This window comes from Ursidibacter sp. B-7004-1 (assembly GCF_053654055.1).
In genome coordinates this window covers 37,131-58,877 of record NZ_JBSIUP010000013.1, presented here as the reverse complement: position 1 = coordinate 58,877, position 21,747 = coordinate 37,131, and the positions used below count along the sequence as shown (strand labels likewise).

Genomic DNA, 21,747 nt, shown 5'->3' with positions numbered 1-21,747 from the left:
ATGGCAAGAAAACAACGAAAAAATGAAATAGATTGGACCGACGAAGATGAAGAAATCATCTGGGTAAGTAAGAGTGAAATAAAACGAGATGCGGAACATCTCAAAAAACTAGGTGAAAATCTAATGGCATTAAACCCAACCAATTTAGCCAAAATTCCATTAGAGGATAATTTACGTGAAGCGATTGAATTAGCTCAACGTTTACGCTTAGAAGCTCGTCGTCGCCAAATTCAATATGTAGGAAAACTATTACGCAATGTTGATCCTGAGCCAATTCAAGAAGCCTTGGATAAAGTAGAAAATCGTCATAATCAACAATTAGCCTTATTACAGAAATTAGAACTAACCCGAGATCAACTTCTAGAACAAGGTGATGTGGCACTAAATCCATTGTTAGACGAATATCCACAGCTTGATCGCCAACATTTGCGTAATTTAATTCGTGGCGCACAAAAAGAGAAACAAGCCAATAAACCACCGAAAAATTATCGTGAAATTTTTCAATATTTAAAATCTGTTATTGTGGAGAACTAAATAATGAAATCTCTCTTTTTTGCTCATATTGGCTTTGCTTATGTGAGTTTAGCGTTATTATTAACACGTGGGGTATTATCTGCTCGTATGGTCGATTGGCGTCAATACAAATTTTTACGTATTGTACCTCATCTTATTGATACGCTACTTTTGGTATCTGGCTTAATCCTTTTTTTCTATTTTGGCTTCTCATTCAATGAAACTTGGATTTGGTCAAAATTATTATTTTTAGTGCTATACATTGTATTGAGTGCTAAAGCTTTTAAAAAAGGACAACAATTCTCTTTAAAACATTTCTTGCTTGCAGTGGTAAGTTTTATGCTAATGATGTTAGTAGCAACAATGCACTAAGACCTTCATCAAAATAATTTAAAGAACTGATTTCAAACCTGATTTCAGTTCTTTTTTATTACGCCTTTTCTATTTTGTTAAACATTTCACACTTTTAAATAAAGAAATTTTAATCACTCAATGAGTTTGTTATACTTTTTTGAAAAACACAAAAGGAGTTCTCTATGTCTGCTCAACAGCTTATCTCAACACTGACGCAAATTGTTGGTGAAAAATACATTATTACAGATCAAAGCAAAACTGAAAGCTACCGTAGTGGTTATCGTTTTGGCTCAGGAAATGCTCTTGCGGTAGTAAAACCTTCAAACTTAATTGAATTTTGGAAAGTATTAAAAGCTTGTGTTGAGGCTGATGTGATTGTTATCAGCCAAGCCGCAAATACTGGGCTAACAGGTGGCTCTACGCCCAATGGTAATGACTATGACCGAGATATAGTTATCATCAATGCAATGCGAATTAATGGCATCCAGTTAATCAACAATGCTAGTCAAGTGGTCTGTTTACCTGGTTCTACTCTAAATGAGCTAGAACTTTTATTAAAAGAACAAGGAAGAGAACCACATTCTGTTATTGGCTCATCTTGTATTGGGGCATCTGTTATAGGTGGAATTTGTAATAACTCTGGTGGTGCATTAGTACAAAGGGGGCCTGCTTATACAGAAATGGCACTTTATGCTCAGCTTAACGAGCAAGGTGAACTAGAATTAAAAAACCATTTAGGTATTGATTTAGGTGAAACACCTGAGGAAATTCTACAAAATTTGCAAGAAAACCGTTATCAGAATAAAGATATTCAGCAAAATTGTGGTAAAGGACACGATCACGCTTATTGTCATCACGTCCGACAAGTTGATGAGAACTCGCCTGCTCGTTTTAATGCAGATCCAGCACGCCATTATGAAGCCTCTGGTTGTGCAGGAAAACTCGCTATTTTTGCGGTTCGGTTAGATACTTTCCCATTAGAAAAAGAAACTGCTGTTTTCTATATCGGAACAAATCAAACTGATACGTTAAATGATATTCGTCGCCATATGTTAGCAAACTTCCAACAATTGCCTATTTCTGGTGAATATATTCATCGAGATGCTTTTGATATTGCTGCTGAATATGGAAAAGATACATTTTGGGTAATCAAAAAATTAGGAACACACCGTTTACCTCAACTTTTTGCATTAAAATCAAAAGTAGATCGATTTGCAAAAAAAATTAGTTTTCTGCCCGCTCATTTGAGTGATAAGTTGCTACAACTCATATCCAAAGTATTGCCACAACATTTGCCAGAAAAACTTCTTCAATATCGTGATCAATACGAACATCATTTAATTGTAAAAATGGGGGGAATTGGCGTAAAAGAAGCAAGGGAATTTCTTTCTAGTTACTTTGCAGATAAAAGCAAAGGAGCGTTCTTTGAATGTAATGCAATAGAAAGCCAAGCAGCAATGTTACACCGTTTTGCGGTTGCCTCTGCAGCTGTTCGTTATCGTGCAGTTAATGAAAAGGAAGTAGAAGATATTGTTGCATTAGATATTGCATTGCGTCGTAATGATAGAGAATGGCTTGAAGTATTACCACCAGAAATCGATCATAAAATCAGCCATAAACTTTATTATGGACATTTTATGTGCCACGTTTTCCATCAGGATTACATTGTGAAAAAAGGCAATGATTGCATTGAGCTAGAACATCAAATGTTATCACTACTAGATAAACGTGGAGCACAATACCCCGCAGAACATAATGTCGGTCATCTATATGAGGCAAAACCAGAGTTACGCAAATTTTATAAAGCTTTAGATCCAACAAATAGCTTTAACCCTGGTATAGGACACACTTCAAAGAAAAAATATTGGCAATAGCTATAAATCCAAAATGCCTCAAATGAGGCATTTTGCAAAAGTTTCGTTCATTATACAGAGAAATTAGTGCCAAATTTTGAAATTGGGATTCATTTAGTGTGTCGTAGATATGTCTTAAATAGCCTCATTTTATAAATAATCACTTTTTAATTAATAACGCAACTGCTTCGCAAGCAATGCCTTCTTGTCTGCCTGTAAAACCTAGTTTTTCCGTTGTCGTGGCTTTTACATTAACTTGGGAAATATCACATTTAAGATCTTCTGCAATCGCTTGGCGCATTTGATCAATGTAAGGACGCATTTTAGGGGCTTGGGCTATGATAGTAACATCAACATTGCCAACTTTATATCCTGTTTCTTGTACTTGTCGATAGGCTTCAATCAGTAAACCACGACTATTTGCGCCTTTATATGCCATATCGGTGTCGGGAAAAAGCTTCCCTATATCACCCAACGCTACCGCACCAAGTAAAGCATCTGTTAAAGCGTGGAGAGCAACATCACCGTCCGAGTGAGCTATAAAGCCTTTTTCATAAGGAATCGTTATACCACCAATAACTAATGGGCCTTGTTCACTAAAGGCGTGAACATCAAAACCATGTCCAATTCTAATCATTTTCTGTTCCTTGTGTTAAATAAAATTCAGCAAGAGCCAAGTCTTCAGGACGAGTAACTTTAATGTTATCGCTTCTACCTTCAACTAATTGAGGGTAAAAACCTGCAAATTCCATCGCAGAGGCCTCATCGGTAATCGCCAAATGTTTTGCCAATCCTTCTTGAATGGCATTTCTAAGAGGTATGGCGGGGAAAAATTGCGGTGTTAATGCGTGCCATAACGTTGTTCTATCTTCTGTATGAGTAATGTGGCAACCATCGGTGGTACGTTTAATTGTGTCGATAGCTGGGGTTGCTAAAATAGCACCATCGGGATCAGTAATTTGCAAAAGTTTATCGAGATCTGACCGCTTCAGGCAAGGTCGAGCAGCATCGTGGACTAATGCCCAGTCTTGTTCTGTTAGTTCAGACAGTCCGTTTAATACAGAGTGAGCTCGAGTTTCTCCCCCAAAAACACATTGAATTTTAGAATGCTTTAGGATAGATAGTTTAGGGTAGTAGCTATCTTGTTTAGATACTACAACGATAATACGTGTAACACGGTGATCATCAATAAATAGTGATAACGTATGTTCTAAAATTGTTTTATTTTGAATTTTGAGATATTGCTTCGGTAAATGGCTTTGCATTCGACTACCTACACCAGATGCAGGAATAATTGCAATAATATTTCGTTTCATATTAGTGTCTATCCATTGGTTTATTATTTTTTTATTTGCTTATTTGTGGGGAATAATACGGTAGAATACCTCATTTTCTTTGACCATATCTCGAATAGATCTTGCTCGTTCTTCTAATGCATTTGAACCTGTTTTTAAGTCTTGAATTTCAACAATAATCATATTGTTACGAGAGAGTAGAGCTTTATGTTCCTCTTTCAATAATGCAACATTATTTTGCATAGTTTGATAATCAGACCATCCATTTTTCCCAAACCAAAAGCTAAATTGGAAATAGCACAGCAATAAAGATAAAAAAACAATTAAGATTCGCATAAATTTCTCGTGTAGATGAATATAAAAGAATTTTGTAACAAAAAAGTCATTTTTTGTAGCTATTGTTATATTTTTAGTAAAAATATCTGTTCATATTCTATCAAATCAGTATTTTTATTTGTAAAAAATTTGATGAAATTTCAAAAATTTGAAGTAGGTAACATTTTTTTTAATGAAATACTTTTAAAATACGCCCAGTTTTTAAATTTAACCATATATGAGGTGTTACTATGTCAAATCGTGTTGTACAAGAACTTGAACTTTTAGGTATTACTAATGTAAAAGAGATTGTTTATAACCCAAGCTATGAACAACTCTTTGAAGAAGAAATGAAACCAGAGTTACAAGGTTTTGAGAAAGGTCACTTAACAACTTCTGGTGCAGTTGCTGTGGATACGGGGATTTTCACAGGTCGCTCTCCGAAAGATAAATATATTGTACTTGATGAAAGTACAAAAGATACCGTTTGGTGGACATCTGAGGCAGTAAAAAATGATAACAAGCCAATGAACCAAGCAACGTGGCAAAGTTTAAAAGATTTAGTGACAAACCAACTTTCTAATAAACGTTTATTTGTTATTGATGCTTTCTGTGGAGCAAACAAAGATAGTCGTGTTGCAGTGCGTATTGTAACAGAAGTTGCGTGGCAAGCTCACTTCGTGAAAAATATGTTTATTCGCCCAACAGAGGCTGAATTAGTCGATTTCAAACCTGATTTTGTAGTAATGAATGGTTCAAAAGTAACTAACCCGAATTGGAAAGAACAAGGCTTAAATTCAGAAAACTTTGTCGCATTCAACTTAACTGAAAAAATTCAATTGATTGGTGGTACTTGGTACGGTGGTGAGATGAAAAAAGGTTTATTCTCACTAATGAATTACTGGTTACCATTAAAAGGTATCGCATCAATGCACTGTTCTGCTAACGTGGGTGAAAAAGGTGATGTTGCGGTGTTCTTCGGTTTATCAGGAACAGGTAAAACCACACTTTCAACAGATCCAAAACGTAAATTGATTGGTGATGATGAACACGGTTGGGACGATGATGGTGTATTCAACTACGAAGGTGGTTGCTATGCGAAAACCATTAAACTTTCACCTGAAAACGAGCCTGATATTTACGGAGCAATCAAACGTGATGCTTTATTAGAAAACGTAGTGGTGCGTGAAGACGGTTCAGTGGATTATGATGATGGTTCAAAAACCGAAAATACTCGTGTTTCTTACCCAATTTATCATATCAATAACATTGTTGAACCAGTATCTAAAGCAGGTCACGCGAAGAAAGTGATTTTCTTAACAGCAGATGCGTTTGGGGTATTACCACCAGTTTCTAAACTAACCCCAGAACAAACTAAATACTATTTCTTATCTGGTTTCACTGCGAAACTTGCGGGTACAGAGCGTGGTATTACTGAACCGACACCAACATTCTCAGCGTGTTTTGGTGCTGCATTCTTATCTCTTCACCCAACGCAATATGCGGAAGTATTGGTAAAACGTATGGAAGCATCAGGTGCAGAGGCTTACTTAGTGAATACTGGTTGGAATGGTACAGGAAAACGTATTTCTATCAAAGATACTCGTGGTATTATTGATGCGATTCTAGATGGTTCTATCGAAAATGCAGAAATGAAAACATTACCAATCTTTGATTTAGCAGTGCCGACAGCATTACCAGGTGTTGATCCTGCAATTTTAGATCCTCGCGATACTTATGCAGATAAAGCACAATGGCAAACTAAAGCAGAAGATTTAGCGGGTCGTTTTGTGAAAAACTTCGAAAAATACACAACTAATGATGAAGGTAAAGCATTAGTGGCAGCAGGGCCTAAATTGTAATTAGCTTAGAACATTAAACATCGGCTTTGATTATTTTGATTAATCAAAGCCGTTTTTTTATATTTAAATCTGATTTAGAAAGGCGTTATAAAAAGATAGAAAATTGTGTAGTTAATTGGTTAAACGTACATTTCTCACTAATTGCTCAATCAATTTAGGTCCTTGATAAACCATCGCAGAATAAAGTTGTAATAGGCTTGCTCCGGCATCAATTTTTTCTTGCCCAGATGCAATCGAATGAATACCACCACTACCGATAATTGGGAGCTTTCCTTGTAATTCTTTATTGAGTTGGCGGATAACTTGAGTACTTAACTGACAAAGTGGTTTTCCACTTAATCCACCTTGCTGATCTGCATTGGGTAAACCCGCTACGCTTTCACGAGATAACGTCGTATTTCCTGCAATCACCCCATCAATTTGATGTCTGATAAGGCTGTCTGCAACAGAGGCTATTTCGTCATTATTTAGATCAGGCGCAATTTTCAATACAAGCGGTTTATAGCAACTATTTTTTTGCGAAAGAGCCTGCTGTTCTGCTTTTAAGGCTTGCAGTAAATCATCAAGAGCTTCACCGTATTGCAGAGAACGTAGGTTCTTGGTATTCGGCGATGAGATATTTACGGTAACATAACTTGCATAAGAATATACCTTGCGTAAACAAATAAGATAATCATCAAGGCTATTTTCAATAGGTGTTGTCGCATTTTTACCGATGTTAATCCCTAATATGCCGTTATATTTTGCTTTTTTAACATTCTCAACGAGTACATCAACACCTAGGTTATTGAAACCATTACGGTTAATAATACCTTCAGCATCAAGTAAACGAAATTGGCGTGGACGTGGATTTCCATCTTGTGCAACAGGTGTAACCGTTCCCACTTCAATAAATCCAAAACCTAGTTGAGCAAAGCCATCAATCGCTTCTCCATTTTTATCAGCACCTGCCGCTAAACCAATCGGATTTTTAAAGGTTAATCCCATCACATTAACAGGATTATCAGGCAACTGATGGCAGTTTGGAAGATAGCCTAACAGCTTTAAGGCTCTAATGGAAAAATGATGTGCCTGTTCTGCGTCCATTGCAAACAGGGCTTTACGAATTAAGGGATAAATCATTTGCAAAAAATTCTCGCTATCTGACCGCTTGATGTAAAAAAGCCCAATCATTCGACTGGGCTAGATAATAACAATTAGTGGCTAAACATTGCTGAAATAGACTCTTCGTTGCTAATACGACGAATTGCTTCAGCAAGCATTCCAGAAAGGGTTAATACGCGTACTTTATTTAAAGCACGAATTTCCGCTGAAAGTGGAATAGTATCGGTAATCACAATCTCATCTAAAGCATCATTTGCAAGATTTTTTGCTGCTGCACCTGAGAATACTGCGTGAGTTGCATAGGCAAATACACGTCTTGCACCACGTTCTTTTAATGCTTCTGCTGCTTTCACTAGCGTGCCACCAGTATCGATCATATCATCAACTAAGATACAATCACGTTCAGCAACATCACCAATAATGTGCATTACTTGTGAGACATTCGCTTTTGGACGACGCTTGTCAATGATTGCCATATCTGCATCATTTAATAATTTAGCGACCGCTCTTGCACGAACAACACCGCCAATATCTGGAGATACTACGATTGGGTTCACAAGATCTGTTTTTTTCAAAATATCATCAAGTAGAACAGGTGAACCAAATACGTTATCAACAGGAACATCAAAGAAACCTTGAATTTGTTCAGCGTGTAAATCGCAGGTTAATACGCGATCCACACCAACACTTGATAGGAAATCAGCAACGACTTTAGCGGTAATCGGCACACGCGCTGAACGAACACGACGATCTTGTCGAGCATAGCCAAAGTATGGAATAACAGCTGTAATACGCCCCGCCGATGCACGACGAAGAGCATCAACCATTACCACGAGTTCCATTAAATTATCGTTAGTTGGTGCACAAGTTGATTGCACAATAAAAATATCCCCACCACGCACATTTTCATTGATTTGTACTTGGATTTCTCCGTCACTAAAACGACCAACGGTTGCGTCGCCAAGGGAAATATAAAGACGTTCAGCAATTCGTTTTGCTAATTCTGGTGTAGCGTTTCCTGCGAAGAGTTTAATATCAGGCATTGTTGGGGAACCTCTAGGTTATAAATTAAGCATTAGGAAATAAATTCAGTTTTTGGTGTAAAGGAGAAATGTTCTGCCCTTTTGCCACAAAGCCTTCAATATGCTTTGGTTTCAGTGCGAAAACCTTTAATGCTTCTTCTTTACTATCAAACTCGGCGAATACACAAGCACCTGTGCCAGTTAGCCGAGATGGTGCGTATTGTACCAACCAAGCGAGTAGATCATCAACCTCTGAATAATGATCTCGAACAACTTTTTCGCAATCGTTTGCCCAATTTGTTGTTAATAATTCCATTAAACTCCGTTTTGGTGTATTTCGGGGTAAGTCAGGGTGCTGAAAAATCAAGGCTGTTGAAATAGAAACATCAGGTTTTAATACCACATACCATTTTTCAACAGGTTGGCACTGTGTGAGTTTTTCCCCAACACCTTCAGCAAAAGCAGCAAAACCTCGCACAAAAATCGGCACGTCAGCACCAAGAGATAGACCAATATCTGCCAGTTGCTCTAGGGATAGCCCTGTCTGCCATAATTGATTTAGTGCGACCAAAACAGTGGCGGCATTTGATGATCCACCACCGACACCACCGCCCATTGGTAATCGCTTGGTTAAGCTAATTTTTGCCCCAAGAGAACAAGCGGTCTGTTGTTGCAAAAGTTTTGCAGCTCGATAAATTAAATTCTGCTCAATAGGTACGTTCTCAAGTGTTTCAGTGAGAATAATTTCAGGATCTTGGCTGATCTCAATCTCAATATCATCACCAAAATCTAAAAACTGAAATAGCGTTTGTAATTCGTGATAGCCATCTGTCCGCTTGCTCGTGATATATAAAAATAAATTGAGTTTAGCTGGACTAGGAAAAGAAAAACGTTCGGTCATTAGTAAGCCCAGTTATCAATACGAATTTTTAGGGTCTGTTTACCATTTTCAAGCACAATTAACTTAGGCAGATTAGGTTGGCGATCTTCGTGATATTCAACAAAAGTGGCTTTCCAAACTGTGCCATTAACAGGGTAGTCAAATTGCGATAGCTGGCGTTTTTCATTCACAATATAGTTAGAATGTTTTTCAGGCTGACCTTTAACCCAGTAAGCAAATTGATCAATAGGGAAAGATACACCGATAATTTCTTTCATTAGTAAATTGATATCGGACTCAGTACGGCTACGCCCCTCGCTATCTGAAACAGTCATTCCAAATTGATTACGTTGCAATTTTAACGATTTACTTGAAAGATTTGATGACATCGTCAGCCCAAAATTCGTTGGCGTTTTATATTGCCAATCAAAATGCGAGGAAAAACGCTCTTCAGGCGAAATATAGCCAAATTGCCCTTTGGCTGAATAGCCTTTAATTTGTTGTAATTGTGCTAAATGTTGCTGCCATTGTGGATCGTTGTGAGAAATCTCAATTTCTGGTTTCGCCACTTCTGTAGGGGCATCATAGATAGAGTTACAGCCTGCAAGTGCTATGAAAGTAGAGAGAGAAAGGAGTTTAGTTAGTTTTTTCATTATGCTGTCCTATTAAAGAATCTGTATTAGTATAATTGAAGTAGAAACATAGAGATAAATTTCTTATTCCTAATATAGCAAATTATTTAGTCAATTCATCTAATAATTGTTGTTTTAATTGAGCTTTTTCCATCTCATCAAGTGCTTTTCCTTGTGAATTAGTTACAACAAAAAAATCTTCTACTCGTTCACCTATCGTTGTGATTTTTGCATTAACTAAATTTAGCGAGCGTTGGTTGAAAATATTACCAATTTGAGCCAAAAGACCTTCTCGATCTAAGGTAAAAAGCTCAAAAGCGGTATGATTTTTCTGAGAATTAGCTAAAAAACGGATTTTCGTTTTACGTTTAAACGATTGATGTTTAATCGGTTTTTTAGCTAATTTTAACGGCTTTTGCTCAGTTTGAGTTAATGTCTTTATCAATGCTTGATGAATGTCGTAACTACGCTCATCACTTAAAGGTTTACCGTTACTTTCAGTGATAATAAAACTATCTAACACTCGCCCATTTTCTCCCGTAATAATTTGAGCATCGTGAATGCTGATTTTTTTCTGGCTTAGTGTATGGGCAATTCGGGCAAATAATTGTGGTTGATCATCACAATGCACAAAAATTTCCGTTGCTCCTCGTGCATATTGGTTACTGACAAGAACCATTGGTAACTTTGAATGATGCAAATAACGCTCTGCGTGCCAAACAAGCTGTGTCGGGCTATTGCGGATAAAATAACTATTCGGACAAGTTTGCCAAAATGCGATAAGTTGTTGATGTGCCGTCTCCGTTAAGCTCCGTTGTTGAGTCAATTGTGCAAGAGCTTGTTGGCGATGTTCCATTTCAATTTTTTGATAATCAATAGATTGTTCATTACCAATCGCCAGTTGTTCTTGGGTAAATTGAAAAAGTTTACGAAAAAGCGACCGCTTCCAGTCATTCCATAAGTTTTCGTTAGTCGCACAAATATCAGCAACAGTTAGGCAAGTTAATGCAGAAAGAGCGGTTTGATTACCAACAATTTTTGCAAATGCTTTTACAACTTCAGGATCGTGAATATCTCGGCGTTGTGCAGTAATAGACATCGTTAAATGCTCTGCCACAAGCCACGCCATATAATCGGTATCTGCTAGGCTAAAGTTGTGCTGTTCAGCAAATCGACGTATATCTATTGCCCCTTCTATTGCGTGATCGCCTTCTCGACCTTTTGCAATATCGTGAAATAATGCCGAAAAATAGAGTAATGATAGATTAGGTAAAGCAGGAATCAATTCACAACAAAGTGGGTGATTTTCTTGGCTTCGGTTATCTAAAAAACTCTCTAGTTTTAACATTACACGAATAGTATGTTCATCAACGGTATAAATATGGAACATATCAAATTGCATTAAACCTTCAATACTTTTCCATTGAGGTAAATAAGCTGAAAGCACACCGAACTGATGCATTGGTACGATGGCTCGTTTTACCATATTGGGTTGTTGAAAGAGCTTGATGAAGCCTTGTCTTGCTAATGGTTCTTCACTCAATGGACGTTTCAGTTTGCGTAAAGAAAGACGTAATTGGCGTAACGTATTGGTATCAATGATTGCTTGTGGATACTGAGTAAGATGTAAAAACAGATCTAGTATGGTATGCGGTTGTTGTATAAAATTAGCTGGATCTATGCAGTAAATATAGTTATTTTGCAGAAAAAAAGCGTGATCAAGCGGTTGTTTTTGTGCCTTTTTTTGCAAGATCATAGAAGATCTCAGATGTTCTTGTTCAAAGCTATCTAACAGTAACTGGCTAAGTTGAGAAATTGATTGTGTTGCTTGGAAAAAGGTTTTCATCATTGCTTCAACAGGCTGATTGCCTTCACCTTGATAACCTAACTGCTCACTTAGTTGTAGTTGTCGATCGAAACGTAATCGGTTGTCATAGCGTTTAAGTTGTAAGTGCAAACCGAAACGCATTCGAAATAGTACTTTTTCTGCCTGTTGTAATTCTTGATATTCTTCAGGATATAAAATCCCTTTTTCTAATAGGTTGTCTAAACGATAAACACCATATTGGCGGAGCATTATCCACGAGAGTAAATGGAGATCTCGCAATCCACCGGGGCTATGTTTTAAATCAGGCTCAAGATTGTAACTTGTATTGTGATAACGTTCGTAACGAGCTTGTTTCTCAGCTATTTTGGCGTGGAAGAAATCAGATATAGCCCAAAAATCAGGTGTGTGAAGTTGTTCAAACAGTGCTTTCCAAAGTTTAACATTCCCAATAATAAAACGGCTCTCCAACATATTAGTAGCAACGGAAATTTCACTTTTACCAATAGAGATACATTCGGCTAAAGTTCGGATACTAGTTCCTAACTGTAATTTACAATCCCATAATAAATTAAATAATTCATTCAATTTTTGTTGAGTTTGCTCATCTATTGTGTGTTCAGTTAATACTAAAATATCCAAATCAGATAATGGAAACATTTCACGCCTACCATATCCCCCCACTGCAACTAACGCTAGATCGGCTCGCTCGCTAAAACCGTAGCTTTGCCATAGTTTTTTCAAAATATCATCATAAAAATCACTGCGTTGGTGGAGAAGTTCAACGACATCAATTGGACTTTCAGTAAAACGAGTTTTCTGTACAAGGGAAAATTCAGCTAATGTTTGTTTTAAGTTGAGCATATATTGTATAAATTGATATTGCAATGATGAACAAGATAAAGGTATTAAATTACCTCTTTTGTACATAAATAAGTAAAAAATAGTGGGCATTTAGCCCACTCAGATTATAGATAAACTTATTGAACACAGTATTTGCGATTAATTCTGCCCCCGCTTGCGGGGGAAGTGGTGAGCGAAGCGAACCGAAGGGGGCTAATGCCATTTATTTTGTACAGCTACATTTAATAAATCAGCTATTTTACCCCCTACCCCCGAACTTTCGTTCGGGTACTTCCCCCGTAAACGGGGGCAGAATTTTGCATTTAACAACATTTTTGAGTTTGTCATCAGTCTGAGTGGGCATTTAGCCCACTATATCTAAAACGAGAAGATATTATTTAAAGATAATATCACAGACTGATGACAAACCTTAATTTGTTGATTTAATGAGTGGACGCCAAGCGTGGCGTCCCTACACGAAAAAAAATAAAATGTTTATTTTTCAATTGGTTATAGTTTTTCTTTGTAGGGACGCCACGCTTGGCGTCCGAATGAAAACACTTTGTCAATAAACTGAGATATTATTTAAAGATAATATCATTCTTCGGATCAAATTTTGATGCGTCTAATGGGCTATTTTCTTCAAAATATTTTTTCAACATTTCAGCATCAATAAAGCCTGTATTCACATAGCTTGGGTGTTTTTTCATTACAGGATAACCATCACCGCCACTTGCACAGTAATCAGGTAAAGAAACTTTATATTTCTTATTAAGATCTAGTGGTTTACCTGCAACTTTTACATCTGATACCTGTTTCGCAGTACGATCAACAACCATTGAAATACCTGCAAATTGCGGATAAGCACCTGTATCAATCTCTTTAAGAGCAACCACATTTAAGTAATCAAGTAATTCTTGTCCTGTTAAATCAACAGTTGCAATCATATTACCAAATGGCTGAACTGTAAGAAGATCTTTATAGGTTACATCACCTTCATTGATTGAAGTACGAATACCACCAGAGTTCATAATTCCAATATCTGCTTTTACACGTTCCATTTGTGATTGTGCGATTAAACGACCTAAGTTAGTTTGGTGGAAACGAATAATTTTACGATCCCCTTCAAACTTACCTTTTACTTCGCCAACTTTCACTCCAAGTAATCTATCGCCTTCATCTTGGTATTTTTTAAGGTGTTCAAATACAGCTTGGTCTTCAGCAATTTCAGCTTGATAAAGTTTATATTCTGATTTGCCATCTTCTAATTTGATTTTTTGTTTCAAATTCACAGGAATCAGTTCATATTTAACTAATTTGGTTTCACCATTTTTAAATTCAAAATCGGCACGACCAACAAATTTACCCCATTCACCTGCCTGAACAATCCAAGTACCATTTTGGAAATCAGGTTTACATTCTTCACCCGGTGTATATTTTAATTTGAACTCGCCTTTTTCATCGATACACACTGTATCGTGAGTATGTCCACCAATAATTAAATCAAAAGCCCCTTTATCTAAACGGCGAGCAAGGCTAACATCACCTGGTGCATTTGAACCGTGTTGTTCATTAAAATAATAACCCATATGTGTTAATGCAATACGCACATCTGGTTTTTCTGTTTTGTTAATTTCTTCAAGTGTTGTTTTTGCTGTCTCAATTGGATCATTAAAAATAACGTTTTCTGTTACATCAGGGTTACCTAATTTACCTGTATCTTCAGTCGTTAAGCCAACTACCGCCACTTTTAGACCATTTTTATCTAAAGTAACGTAAGGTTTCACTAATGGTTTGTTGGTTTTTTTATTGATTACATTTGCAGAAATAAGCGGGAATTTTGCCCATTTTTCTTGCATATCTAAGATTTGAAGTGGGAAGTCAAACTCGTGGTTACCTAGTACTGCGACGTCATAACCAATCATATTCATCCCTTCAATATCTGGTTTTGCATTTTGCATATCAGATTCAGGAACTCCCGTATTAAAATCACCAGCGTGTAGTAATAATACTGAACCACCTTTACCTTCTACTTCTTTACGAATATTATCGATAACTGTTTTATGAGCAGCAAAACCATATTCACCCTTATCATTTTTCCAGAAATGACCGTGTGTATCATTTAAATGTAACACAGTAAATTGGTAAGTTTTATCTGTTTCGTATGCCATTACGGTTGTTGCACCTAATAAGGCAGTTGTAAGTAGAGTTTTCGTAAACTTCATAAAGTCCTCTAATATTATGTGAATAAAAATGTAAAAAAGAATAAAAATCTAACCACTTATTTGTGTTAGAAAAATAGGATTAAGATCCAAGTTACGCCAAACATTACCATTGTCATAAAGACAGCTGCAGAGCCAATATCTTTTGCTCTACCTGATAATTCGTGATATTCAGATCCGATACGATCAACAACAGCTTCCACAGCACTATTTAATAATTCCATCGCTAGAACCAATAATACTGAGCAAACTAATAGCACTTTTTCAATAACGCCATCGCCTAAAATAAATCCTAACGGAATAAGAAAAAAAGAAAGCCACACTTCTTGACGAAATGCAGCTTCATTGATGTAAGCACTTTTTAAGCCCTTCATTGAGTAGCCTGTTGCTCGAATAATACGTTTAAAATCCGCTTTGTTTTCAGGTTTCATAAATTCTCTTGAAAATGAATGGTAAAAACTTTGATTATTCTACCTGAAAGCAAAGGTTTGCGGAAACAAGTTAAGATATTTTTTAATCATAAGTTAGATAAAATTTAAAAAAATGAAACAAAAGCGATGTAGTATAAAAATTTTATGACTTTATCATCAGAATTTCTTACTTGACTATTCACTTATTGCTATTTTTCCGCTAATCTCACATTTCTATTTTTTAGGTGGATAGACGTCTAGGCGTTTATCATTTCGTTCTCTTACAGGAATTTTTATGAGTAACTGTGTATCTTCAAAAATCCTTGGCGGTAATTTAGTATTACGTATCGCAGTAGGTTTAGTTCTTGGGCTGATTCTAGCTCTTACATTCCCTGATGCAGCAACTAGTGTTGGTGTATTGGGTCAATTCTTTGTGAAATCATTGCGTGCGATTGCACCAATTTTAGTTTTCACCTTAGTTCTTGCGGCAATTGCTAATAAAGAAGTTGGCAGCGATAGCCGTTTAAAACCCGTATTAGTCTTATATCTGGTTGGTACTTTCTTAGCCGCAGTCACAGCGGTAATTTTAAGCTACCTATTCCCAACTACATTAGAATTAGTAACAAGTCCAGATGGTTTAGCACCACCACAAGGTGTGGGTGAAGTATTAAAAACGGTTATTTTCAATTTAGTAGATAATCCTTTAGGTGCAATCACAAATGGTAACTTTATCGGTATTTTGGCTTGGTCAATCGGTTTAGGCGTTGCATTACGCCACGCAGCACCTAGCACAAAAGTGTTATTAAATGATATGGCTGACGCAGTGTCGTTCGTGGTAAAAATCGTGATTGCATTTGCACCAGTTGGTGTGTTCGGTTTAGTGGCTGAAACAATTGCAACAAATGGTTTAGATGCTTTTGCAGGTTATGCGAAATTATTAGCAGTATTACTAGGTGCGATGGCGATTGTTGCGTTCTTATTAAACCCTGCGTTAGTGTATTGGAAACTTCGCCGTAATCCATATCCACTTACAATTACTTGTTTGCGTGAAAGTGGTGTAACCGCTTTCTTTACGCGTAGTTCAGCAGCAAACATTCCAGTTAATATGAACCTTGCTAAACGTTTAGGTTTAAAAGAAGAGATTTATTCAATCTCAATTCCATTGGGTGCGAATATCAATATGGCGGGTGCTGCGATTACTATCACTGTCTTAACATTAGCAGCAGCTTATACTCAAGGTATCGTGCCTGATTTCTGGACAGCATTATTATTAAGCTTTGTTGCATCAATTTGTGCTTGTGGTGCATCGGGTGTTGCAGGCGGTTCTTTATTACTTATTCCACTTGCGTGTAGCTTATTCAATATCCCAAATGATGTGGCAGCACAGGTTATTGGTGTTGGTTTTATTATTGGCGTTATTCAAGACTCAGCAGAAACAGCATTAAACTCATCAACAGATGTGCTTTTCACCGCAGCAGTAAGTTTATCTGACGAAGAAAAGCAATAAAAATTAGCATATTCAAAAGTAAATCCTTTAAAAGCAGATCGTAATGGTCTGCTTTTTTTATAGGCAATAAAAAGCGACAGGTTGTCTACCAAATTCTGCAAAAGTCATAGCAAATTTATTGCTTGATCCTATTTTTATAATCAATGACTTACTTAAATTAATCACCATTTTTTTATTTTTAATATAAATTAATTATCAAATTTGGTTTTTTTATTTAATTGATTTGAAATAAATTTTATTGATTAAAATTATTATATGATCAATAATGAGAATTGTTATTATTTTAACTTTAAGGTTAGTTTATGCTTCAAAATAATTTGTTTAAACCATCTTTGATAACTCTTGCACTTGCCAGCACGAGTATTGGTGTCTATGCTTATCAACAAGGTGCAAGTGAGATTGCAACTGTTAAAAAAGGTGAGCTTGTTACTAAAATTGATTCTGTGACAACAGATCAACCAAAATCAAAAGTTAGCGGAGAATTAAACCGCTCTGGTAATCCTGTTCGTATTATTTGGTATGGAAATCCAAATGATAGTGATAGCAAAATTGCTCAGATAGGTGCATTAAATGAAGGAATTATTCACGGTAAAGTGGTCGCTCAAGGACAGCGTTCAGGTGGTGGAAAGGATGAATATTGGGCTAGTGTAAATGTTGAAGGACAAGCAAATGCGATTGATGCACTTGGTTGGTCTGCACCAAGTAATCCAAACTCAATTGATATTAATATCAAATCGGTGGAAAACCAACGTACTGCAATTGGTGAGGCTCAATTAAAAGGTGGGCTTTCAACTGTTCACGGGAAAGTCGATTCTCTAGGTACTGCAAATGGTATTTCTATTGTTGGAACTGCTGATTTTGGCCGTTCAGGTGTAGATGGATTTAGTGGTGCAACGGGTAAATCTGCAAGTGCAAGTGTAGAAAATTCGTCAAGTGGTCCTACGCTAGAGGATTTATTGAAAGAAAATAGTGGTTCAGCTACACCCGCAGATACGTCAGAAGCGGATATGTATGGTAAAAATATAAAAACAATCTTAGAAGCCGTGACGAATCTAGGTGAAATTGTTGGATCTCTACACTCACAGGCTAGTCAAGAGGTTAAAAGCCCCTATTTAGCGGAATATGCACCACAGTTTTATGGGGTAGGAAGTGCTGCATCAGGGAATGGTGTTTCTGTCGCAACCTATATAGATACTGTCGATAAATATACCTATTCTGAAGATAAACTTAACTATGCTGCTTTAGGTGTGGTAAGAAATAGCGGTAGTATCAATGGTAAAGCTTTACTTGAAGGTGGGAAAGGTGTGACCCATACTCAAACTAAAGCTCGTGGTTCTGCAAATGGAATATCGGCTTTTGCTGCGACAGGTCGATTTGCAAAAAATTCAACATCAAGTCAAATTTTAGATGTCGATAATAACGGACAAATTGTCGGTACATTAATCCAAAAATCGGGTAATAATTCGGGATACAAATCAAATCATCTGCTTTCTACCGCAGAAGCTTACGGTAGCGGTAACGGAATCAGTGCATTTACGGAAACCTTTAATGGACAAACCAAACAAGCTCAATCGTTGGTTAAAAAGGTCAATAATACAGGACGTATTGAAGGAATTGCGAGTTTAGACGCTGGCACAAATGGTACCGGTGATATGAGTATCACCGCAAGTGCAGTAGGTAATGGTATTTCATCTTATTCGCAACGTGGTAATGCGATTATGGGAGAAATAATAAATAAAGGGTTGATTTCTGGTAGTTTAGAAACTGTCGCAGGTATTTCTGCAAGAGCTGCAAATGAGGGGGAGAAAATCCCAACAGAAGAAGCAAAACTATTTATTACACGAAAAGCAACCTATAGTTCTAGACCAAATCCACTACCAGAAAAACCAAAAGAAGCGAGAACACTTACAACAAATGAACGTTTAAATACAACGGATCGTGCAGAAACAACGGTTTTTGCCAGTGGTAATGGTATTTCAACTTTACAACGCAATAATGAAACAGCATATATGGGAAACATTGATAACCAAGGCGTAATCAGTGGATATGCGAAACTTTATCATGGTTTTTCTGAAGGAAACTATAATCGAATTAATTTCTTAGGTGTAGGTACAGGAATTTATTTAAGCGGAAAAACGCAAGGAATTGTAGATAAAACACTTGTAAATTCGAATATCATCAATACAGGGATTATTTCAGGTAATCACTCCGCACTTTTAGTGGCAGGGAAATTAAATGATGCCTACACTAGTGTACCCAAGTTTGAAAGCGGTTATTTAGGCAAAGTAGAAAACTATGGGTTAATGGCTGGAGTGATGATTGCAGGAAATTATGCTCCGATGCAAGCGGTATCTTCAAGTGAACAGACATACCGTTATTTTGAAGCCGATGTTGATCCAGTTAAAAATGCAGGGACATTTGTCTACTTAAAACCAGGAATTGAATTAACACCTGCAGCATATTGGTATGCTTCGCCAACTAAAAAAATCAATAAAGATGATGAATCTATTGAACGTGTCGTGATAGGTAGTGCAGAGACATATACTAATCCACAGGGTACTACTTACAAAGTCATTAATGGTACGCTTTCGAATGATCAAAAAGATAGTGACTATACGACAACAGATACAATTTTAAGCCATACCATTATTAATGGTGTTGGCTTACAGAATGGTGCCTTATATACGTCAGGTAAAATGGCATTAAATAACAGTATTATCAATGGTTATCGTACTGCTTTAAATATTAAAGCTGGTGGTAATGTTGATGCTGACAATACTATTTTTAATGCTAATGGCTTTAACGTAAATCGACATTTACCAACTTATGCTGTATTGGGTGATGAAGGTGATAACACACTTAAGCTAAATAATAATAGTATTATCAACGGTAATGTTGATTTGCAGGCAGGCAATGATACTTTACATATTCAAGATAGTAATGTTCGAATTAATAGTAAACTTGTTGATTTAGGTGAAGGTGAAGATAAAGTTATTTTTGGTAATAATCTTAGCCCTAATAATCAAAAAGAGAATATTCGTCTTGATTACAACATTCGTAATGCAGAAATATTAGACATAAATAAGCCAACTGAATTTGTTGCAACGGCAAAAATTGAGGGGGCAAATACGGTAACATTAAACAGTAATTTACTTTATCACGCAGATAATGCTGAACGTCACGCATTATATGAAGATAACAGAAATAAAAGTCTCACATTTAATGGTAGTGGCACAATGATTTTAGATGTCACCAACCAAGATCAAGAAATTGATTTTGGTCGGGATAATGTCGCTGTTAGTACAGGCGTTTCATTGAAAAGTAGCAATGTATTGCAAACCGTTGAATTGAAAGATAATAAGTTTGCTATTGTGGATAAAAAAGCGGAAGATGAACGACAAAAGGCAGAGGCGGCTCGAATTAAAGCTGAAGAAGATGCCAAGAAAGCGGCAGAGGAGGCTAAAAAAGCTGAGGAATTAGCGAAAAAGGCCGAAGAAGATGCTAAAAAAGCTAAAGAAGAGGAAAATAAACAGGCATTAATTACAGCACAAGAAAATGCAAGAGCAGCAGAGCAAGCAAAATTAGAAGCTGAAGCTAAAGCGGCAGAAGCGATAACAGCTGCAAATGCTGCCAAAGAAGCACAACGTCTAGCAGAAGAAAATGCGAAAAAAGATACACAAGCTAAACAGCAGGCAGAGCAAGCAAAATTAGAAGCTGAAACCAAAGTGGCAGAAGCGATAACAGCTGCAAATGCTGCTAAAGAAGCACAACGTCTAGCAGAAGAAAATGCGAAAAAAGATGCACAAGCTAAACAGCAGGCAGAGCAAGCAAAATTAGAAGCTGAAACCAAAGTGGCAGAAGCGATAACAGCTGCAAATGTTGCCAAAGAAGCACAACGTCTAGCAGAAGAAAATGTGAAAAAAGATGCACGAGTTACACAGCAGACGGAAAAATTTATTGAGAATCTAGAGCTATTACAGCACACAAATGCAGCTACAACATTCTTAAGAAATTCATCTTCGCTAACAAATAAAGGACAAGATTTAACTCTATCTCAAGGATTGGATAGTGCAGAAACGATGTCGAAGAAAGCTGTTAATGACTATTTAGATAAAACCCAGAATCAAAATATTTATGCGGTATTACCAAGTCTTGCAGTAGATAATATGAATTATTATCGAGCAACCACAACAGACAAACGAAATATATTGAAAAAAGACGATATATCTACTCAAGTATCGAGTAAAGTTGGCGAAAGTCGTTATAAAACGATTGCAGAAAAATCAACTTCTCAGTTTGTTCTGATGGATTTTTCTTATGGAGCAAGCGATAACATTACACTAGGTACAACGGTAGGTGTTGGTAAAACTCATCTTGATGGTAATCAAGGTAGTTATTTAAAAGGTAATTCTTTTTATGGTAGCTTATATTTAATTGCGAAAAATGATAACTTGTCTATAACTACTGGAGCAGCTTATGGGAAGTTAGATTTAAACGGTAAACGTATTATTAATAATGATTATGATGCCCAGCAGTTTGATATAAAAACTAAACCGCAAGTAACGAGTTTATTTACACAGGTAAACTACAGTATCCCGTTTGGTAAATTTACTTATACGCCAAAGGCTGGTCTAGCATATAACAATTTAAAAATAGATGGGCTAACAGAGAAAGGAAGTGGTGGCTTAACAGTTCAAGCACAAAATATGAATAATATTGAAATGCTTGTGGGTCAAGATGCTCAAATTGCTTTAGCTTTACCAAGCGGTCAGTTATTCACTAAATTTAGCATAGATTATATTCGCAGTTCTCAGTCGAAAAAATTAAAAGCTAATTTCCAAAATGGTAGGGCTTTTGAGCTTAATGATGAATCGAATCCAAATAAGCTAGCTTTAGGATTAGCAACGGAATTCCGTACTAATGCTGGTTTGTCTTTGGGGATAGGAGCCAAAGTAGATACGTTGAGAAAATCAGGAAATTCGTGGAATGTAAATGCTAATTTAGGCTATATATTCTAATTTGTAGGTATAGAATCTCAATTTAATCTGACAGGCACCTTGGTTCCAAATAGGAAGCTGTCAGATTAGATTTGATCTTCTACAGTTTATTA

Annotated in this window: 16 protein-coding genes; 6 read left to right on the top strand and 10 right to left on the bottom strand. The window is 36.6% G+C overall.

Going from position 1 to position 21,747, the window contains the following annotated elements:
- The 3 genes from yjgA (at window position 1) to dld (ending at window position 2,741) form a co-directional block, all read left to right on the top strand.
- A complete protein-coding gene (yjgA, locus tag ACWIW0_RS06070; RefSeq protein ID WP_157394483.1) occupies window positions 1-534 on the top strand; it encodes a ribosome biogenesis factor YjgA in 534 nt (177 codons plus the stop codon).
- Between the two features lie 3 nt (window positions 535-537).
- Window positions 538-885 carry a SirB2 family protein gene (locus ACWIW0_RS06065; protein WP_454452620.1) on the top strand — a complete coding sequence of 116 codons (348 nt, stop codon included), beginning with the start codon at window positions 538-540 and terminating at the stop codon, window positions 883-885.
- Window positions 886-1,049: 164 nt separating this feature from the next.
- Window positions 1,050-2,741, top strand: a complete 1,692-nt coding sequence (gene dld / locus ACWIW0_RS06060; protein ID WP_454452619.1) for a D-lactate dehydrogenase — start codon at window positions 1,050-1,052, stop codon at window positions 2,739-2,741.
- A 139-nt stretch (window positions 2,742-2,880) separates the two neighbouring features.
- On the opposite strand, the gene ispF is transcribed toward dld, so the two are convergent.
- Genes ispF through ftsB form a run of 3 tightly spaced genes read right to left on the bottom strand, consistent with a single transcriptional unit; the run spans window position 2,881 to window position 4,351 of the window.
- Window positions 2,881-3,357 (bottom strand): 2-C-methyl-D-erythritol 2,4-cyclodiphosphate synthase, encoded by a 477-nt coding sequence (gene ispF / locus ACWIW0_RS06055; protein WP_454452618.1) that lies wholly within the window; start codon window positions 3,355-3,357, stop codon window positions 2,881-2,883.
- The gene (gene ispD, locus ACWIW0_RS06050; RefSeq protein WP_454452617.1) at window positions 3,350-4,036 is read right to left on the bottom strand and encodes a 2-C-methyl-D-erythritol 4-phosphate cytidylyltransferase; all 687 of its coding nucleotides are present in this window, start codon (window positions 4,034-4,036) and stop codon (window positions 3,350-3,352) included. Before ispD ends, ispF begins: the two co-directional genes overlap by 8 nt.
- Before the next feature lie 39 nt (window positions 4,037-4,075).
- Entirely contained in the window at window positions 4,076-4,351 is a 276-nt protein-coding gene (gene ftsB / locus ACWIW0_RS06045; RefSeq protein ID WP_454452616.1) for a cell division protein FtsB, read from the bottom strand.
- Window positions 4,352-4,581: 230 nt separating this feature from the next.
- Between ftsB and pckA the strand changes: the two genes are divergently transcribed.
- A complete protein-coding gene (pckA, locus tag ACWIW0_RS06040) occupies window positions 4,582-6,192 on the top strand; it encodes a phosphoenolpyruvate carboxykinase (ATP) (protein WP_454452615.1) in 1,611 nt (536 codons plus the stop codon).
- Between the two features lie 111 nt (window positions 6,193-6,303).
- Here the strand turns inward: pckA and pyrD are convergent, their stop codons facing one another.
- The 7 genes from pyrD to ACWIW0_RS06005 all read right to left on the bottom strand — a co-directional run bounded on the left by pyrD (window position 6,304) and on the right by ACWIW0_RS06005 (window position 15,151).
- A complete protein-coding gene (gene pyrD, locus ACWIW0_RS06035) occupies window positions 6,304-7,311 on the bottom strand; it encodes a quinone-dependent dihydroorotate dehydrogenase (protein ID WP_454452626.1) in 1,008 nt (335 codons plus the stop codon).
- A gap of 77 nt (window positions 7,312-7,388) precedes the next feature.
- A complete protein-coding gene (locus ACWIW0_RS06030) occupies window positions 7,389-8,339 on the bottom strand; it encodes a ribose-phosphate pyrophosphokinase (protein ID WP_157394261.1) in 951 nt (316 codons plus the stop codon).
- Between the two features lie 25 nt (window positions 8,340-8,364).
- The gene (ispE, locus tag ACWIW0_RS06025; protein WP_454452614.1) at window positions 8,365-9,219 is read right to left on the bottom strand and encodes a 4-(cytidine 5'-diphospho)-2-C-methyl-D-erythritol kinase; all 855 of its coding nucleotides are present in this window, start codon (window positions 9,217-9,219) and stop codon (window positions 8,365-8,367) included.
- On the bottom strand, window positions 9,219-9,851 hold the full coding sequence (gene lolB, locus ACWIW0_RS06020) for a lipoprotein insertase outer membrane protein LolB (protein WP_454452613.1): 633 nt from the start codon (window positions 9,849-9,851) through the stop codon (window positions 9,219-9,221). Before lolB ends, ispE begins: the two co-directional genes overlap by 1 nt.
- Window positions 9,852-9,933: 82 nt before the next feature.
- A complete protein-coding gene (gene glnD, locus ACWIW0_RS06015) occupies window positions 9,934-12,519 on the bottom strand; it encodes a bifunctional uridylyltransferase/uridylyl-removing protein GlnD (protein WP_454452612.1) in 2,586 nt (861 codons plus the stop codon).
- A 560-nt stretch (window positions 12,520-13,079) separates the two neighbouring features.
- Window positions 13,080-14,723 carry a bifunctional UDP-sugar hydrolase/5'-nucleotidase UshA gene (gene ushA, locus ACWIW0_RS06010; protein WP_454452611.1) on the bottom strand — a complete coding sequence of 548 codons (1,644 nt, stop codon included), beginning with the start codon at window positions 14,721-14,723 and terminating at the stop codon, window positions 13,080-13,082.
- Between the two features lie 65 nt (window positions 14,724-14,788).
- Entirely contained in the window at window positions 14,789-15,151 is a 363-nt protein-coding gene (locus tag ACWIW0_RS06005) for a diacylglycerol kinase (RefSeq protein WP_454446610.1), read from the bottom strand.
- A gap of 274 nt (window positions 15,152-15,425) precedes the next feature.
- Here ACWIW0_RS06005 and sstT point away from each other — a divergent pair, with 274 nt between their 5' ends.
- Window positions 15,426-16,637, top strand: coding sequence for a serine/threonine transporter SstT (sstT, locus tag ACWIW0_RS06000; protein WP_454452610.1), 1,212 nt, complete (start codon window positions 15,426-15,428; stop codon window positions 16,635-16,637).
- Between the two features lie 302 nt (window positions 16,638-16,939).
- Window positions 16,940-21,655, top strand: coding sequence for an autotransporter domain-containing protein (locus tag ACWIW0_RS05995; protein ID WP_454452609.1), 4,716 nt, complete (start codon window positions 16,940-16,942; stop codon window positions 21,653-21,655).
- Window positions 21,656-21,747 lie beyond the last annotated feature (92 nt).

Bases quoted from the DNA above. Each gene is read 5' to 3' on its own strand.
- ispF (WP_454452618.1), bottom strand. From the start codon at position 3,357: ATGATTAGAATTGGACATGGTTTTGATGTTCACGCCTTTAGTGAACAA.
- ACWIW0_RS05995 (WP_454452609.1), top strand. From the start codon at position 16,940: ATGCTTCAAAATAATTTGTTTAAACCATCTTTGATAACTCTTGCACTT.
- lolB (WP_454452613.1), bottom strand. From the start codon at position 9,851: ATGAAAAAACTAACTAAACTCCTTTCTCTCTCTACTTTCATAGCACTT.
- yjgA (WP_157394483.1), top strand. From the start codon at position 1: ATGGCAAGAAAACAACGAAAAAATGAAATAGATTGGACCGACGAAGAT.
- sstT (WP_454452610.1), top strand. From the start codon at position 15,426: ATGAGTAACTGTGTATCTTCAAAAATCCTTGGCGGTAATTTAGTATTA.
- dld (WP_454452619.1), top strand. From the start codon at position 1,050: ATGTCTGCTCAACAGCTTATCTCAACACTGACGCAAATTGTTGGTGAA.
- glnD (WP_454452612.1), bottom strand. From the start codon at position 12,519: ATGCTCAACTTAAAACAAACATTAGCTGAATTTTCCCTTGTACAGAAA.
- pckA (WP_454452615.1), top strand. From the start codon at position 4,582: ATGTCAAATCGTGTTGTACAAGAACTTGAACTTTTAGGTATTACTAAT.
- ushA (WP_454452611.1), bottom strand. From the start codon at position 14,723: ATGAAGTTTACGAAAACTCTACTTACAACTGCCTTATTAGGTGCAACA.
- ACWIW0_RS06030 (WP_157394261.1), bottom strand. From the start codon at position 8,339: ATGCCTGATATTAAACTCTTCGCAGGAAACGCTACACCAGAATTAGCA.
- ACWIW0_RS06005 (WP_454446610.1), bottom strand. From the start codon at position 15,151: ATGAAACCTGAAAACAAAGCGGATTTTAAACGTATTATTCGAGCAACA.
- ispE (WP_454452614.1), bottom strand. From the start codon at position 9,219: ATGACCGAACGTTTTTCTTTTCCTAGTCCAGCTAAACTCAATTTATTT.
- ACWIW0_RS06065 (WP_454452620.1), top strand. From the start codon at position 538: ATGAAATCTCTCTTTTTTGCTCATATTGGCTTTGCTTATGTGAGTTTA.
- ftsB (WP_454452616.1), bottom strand. From the start codon at position 4,351: ATGCGAATCTTAATTGTTTTTTTATCTTTATTGCTGTGCTATTTCCAA.
- ispD (WP_454452617.1), bottom strand. From the start codon at position 4,036: ATGAAACGAAATATTATTGCAATTATTCCTGCATCTGGTGTAGGTAGT.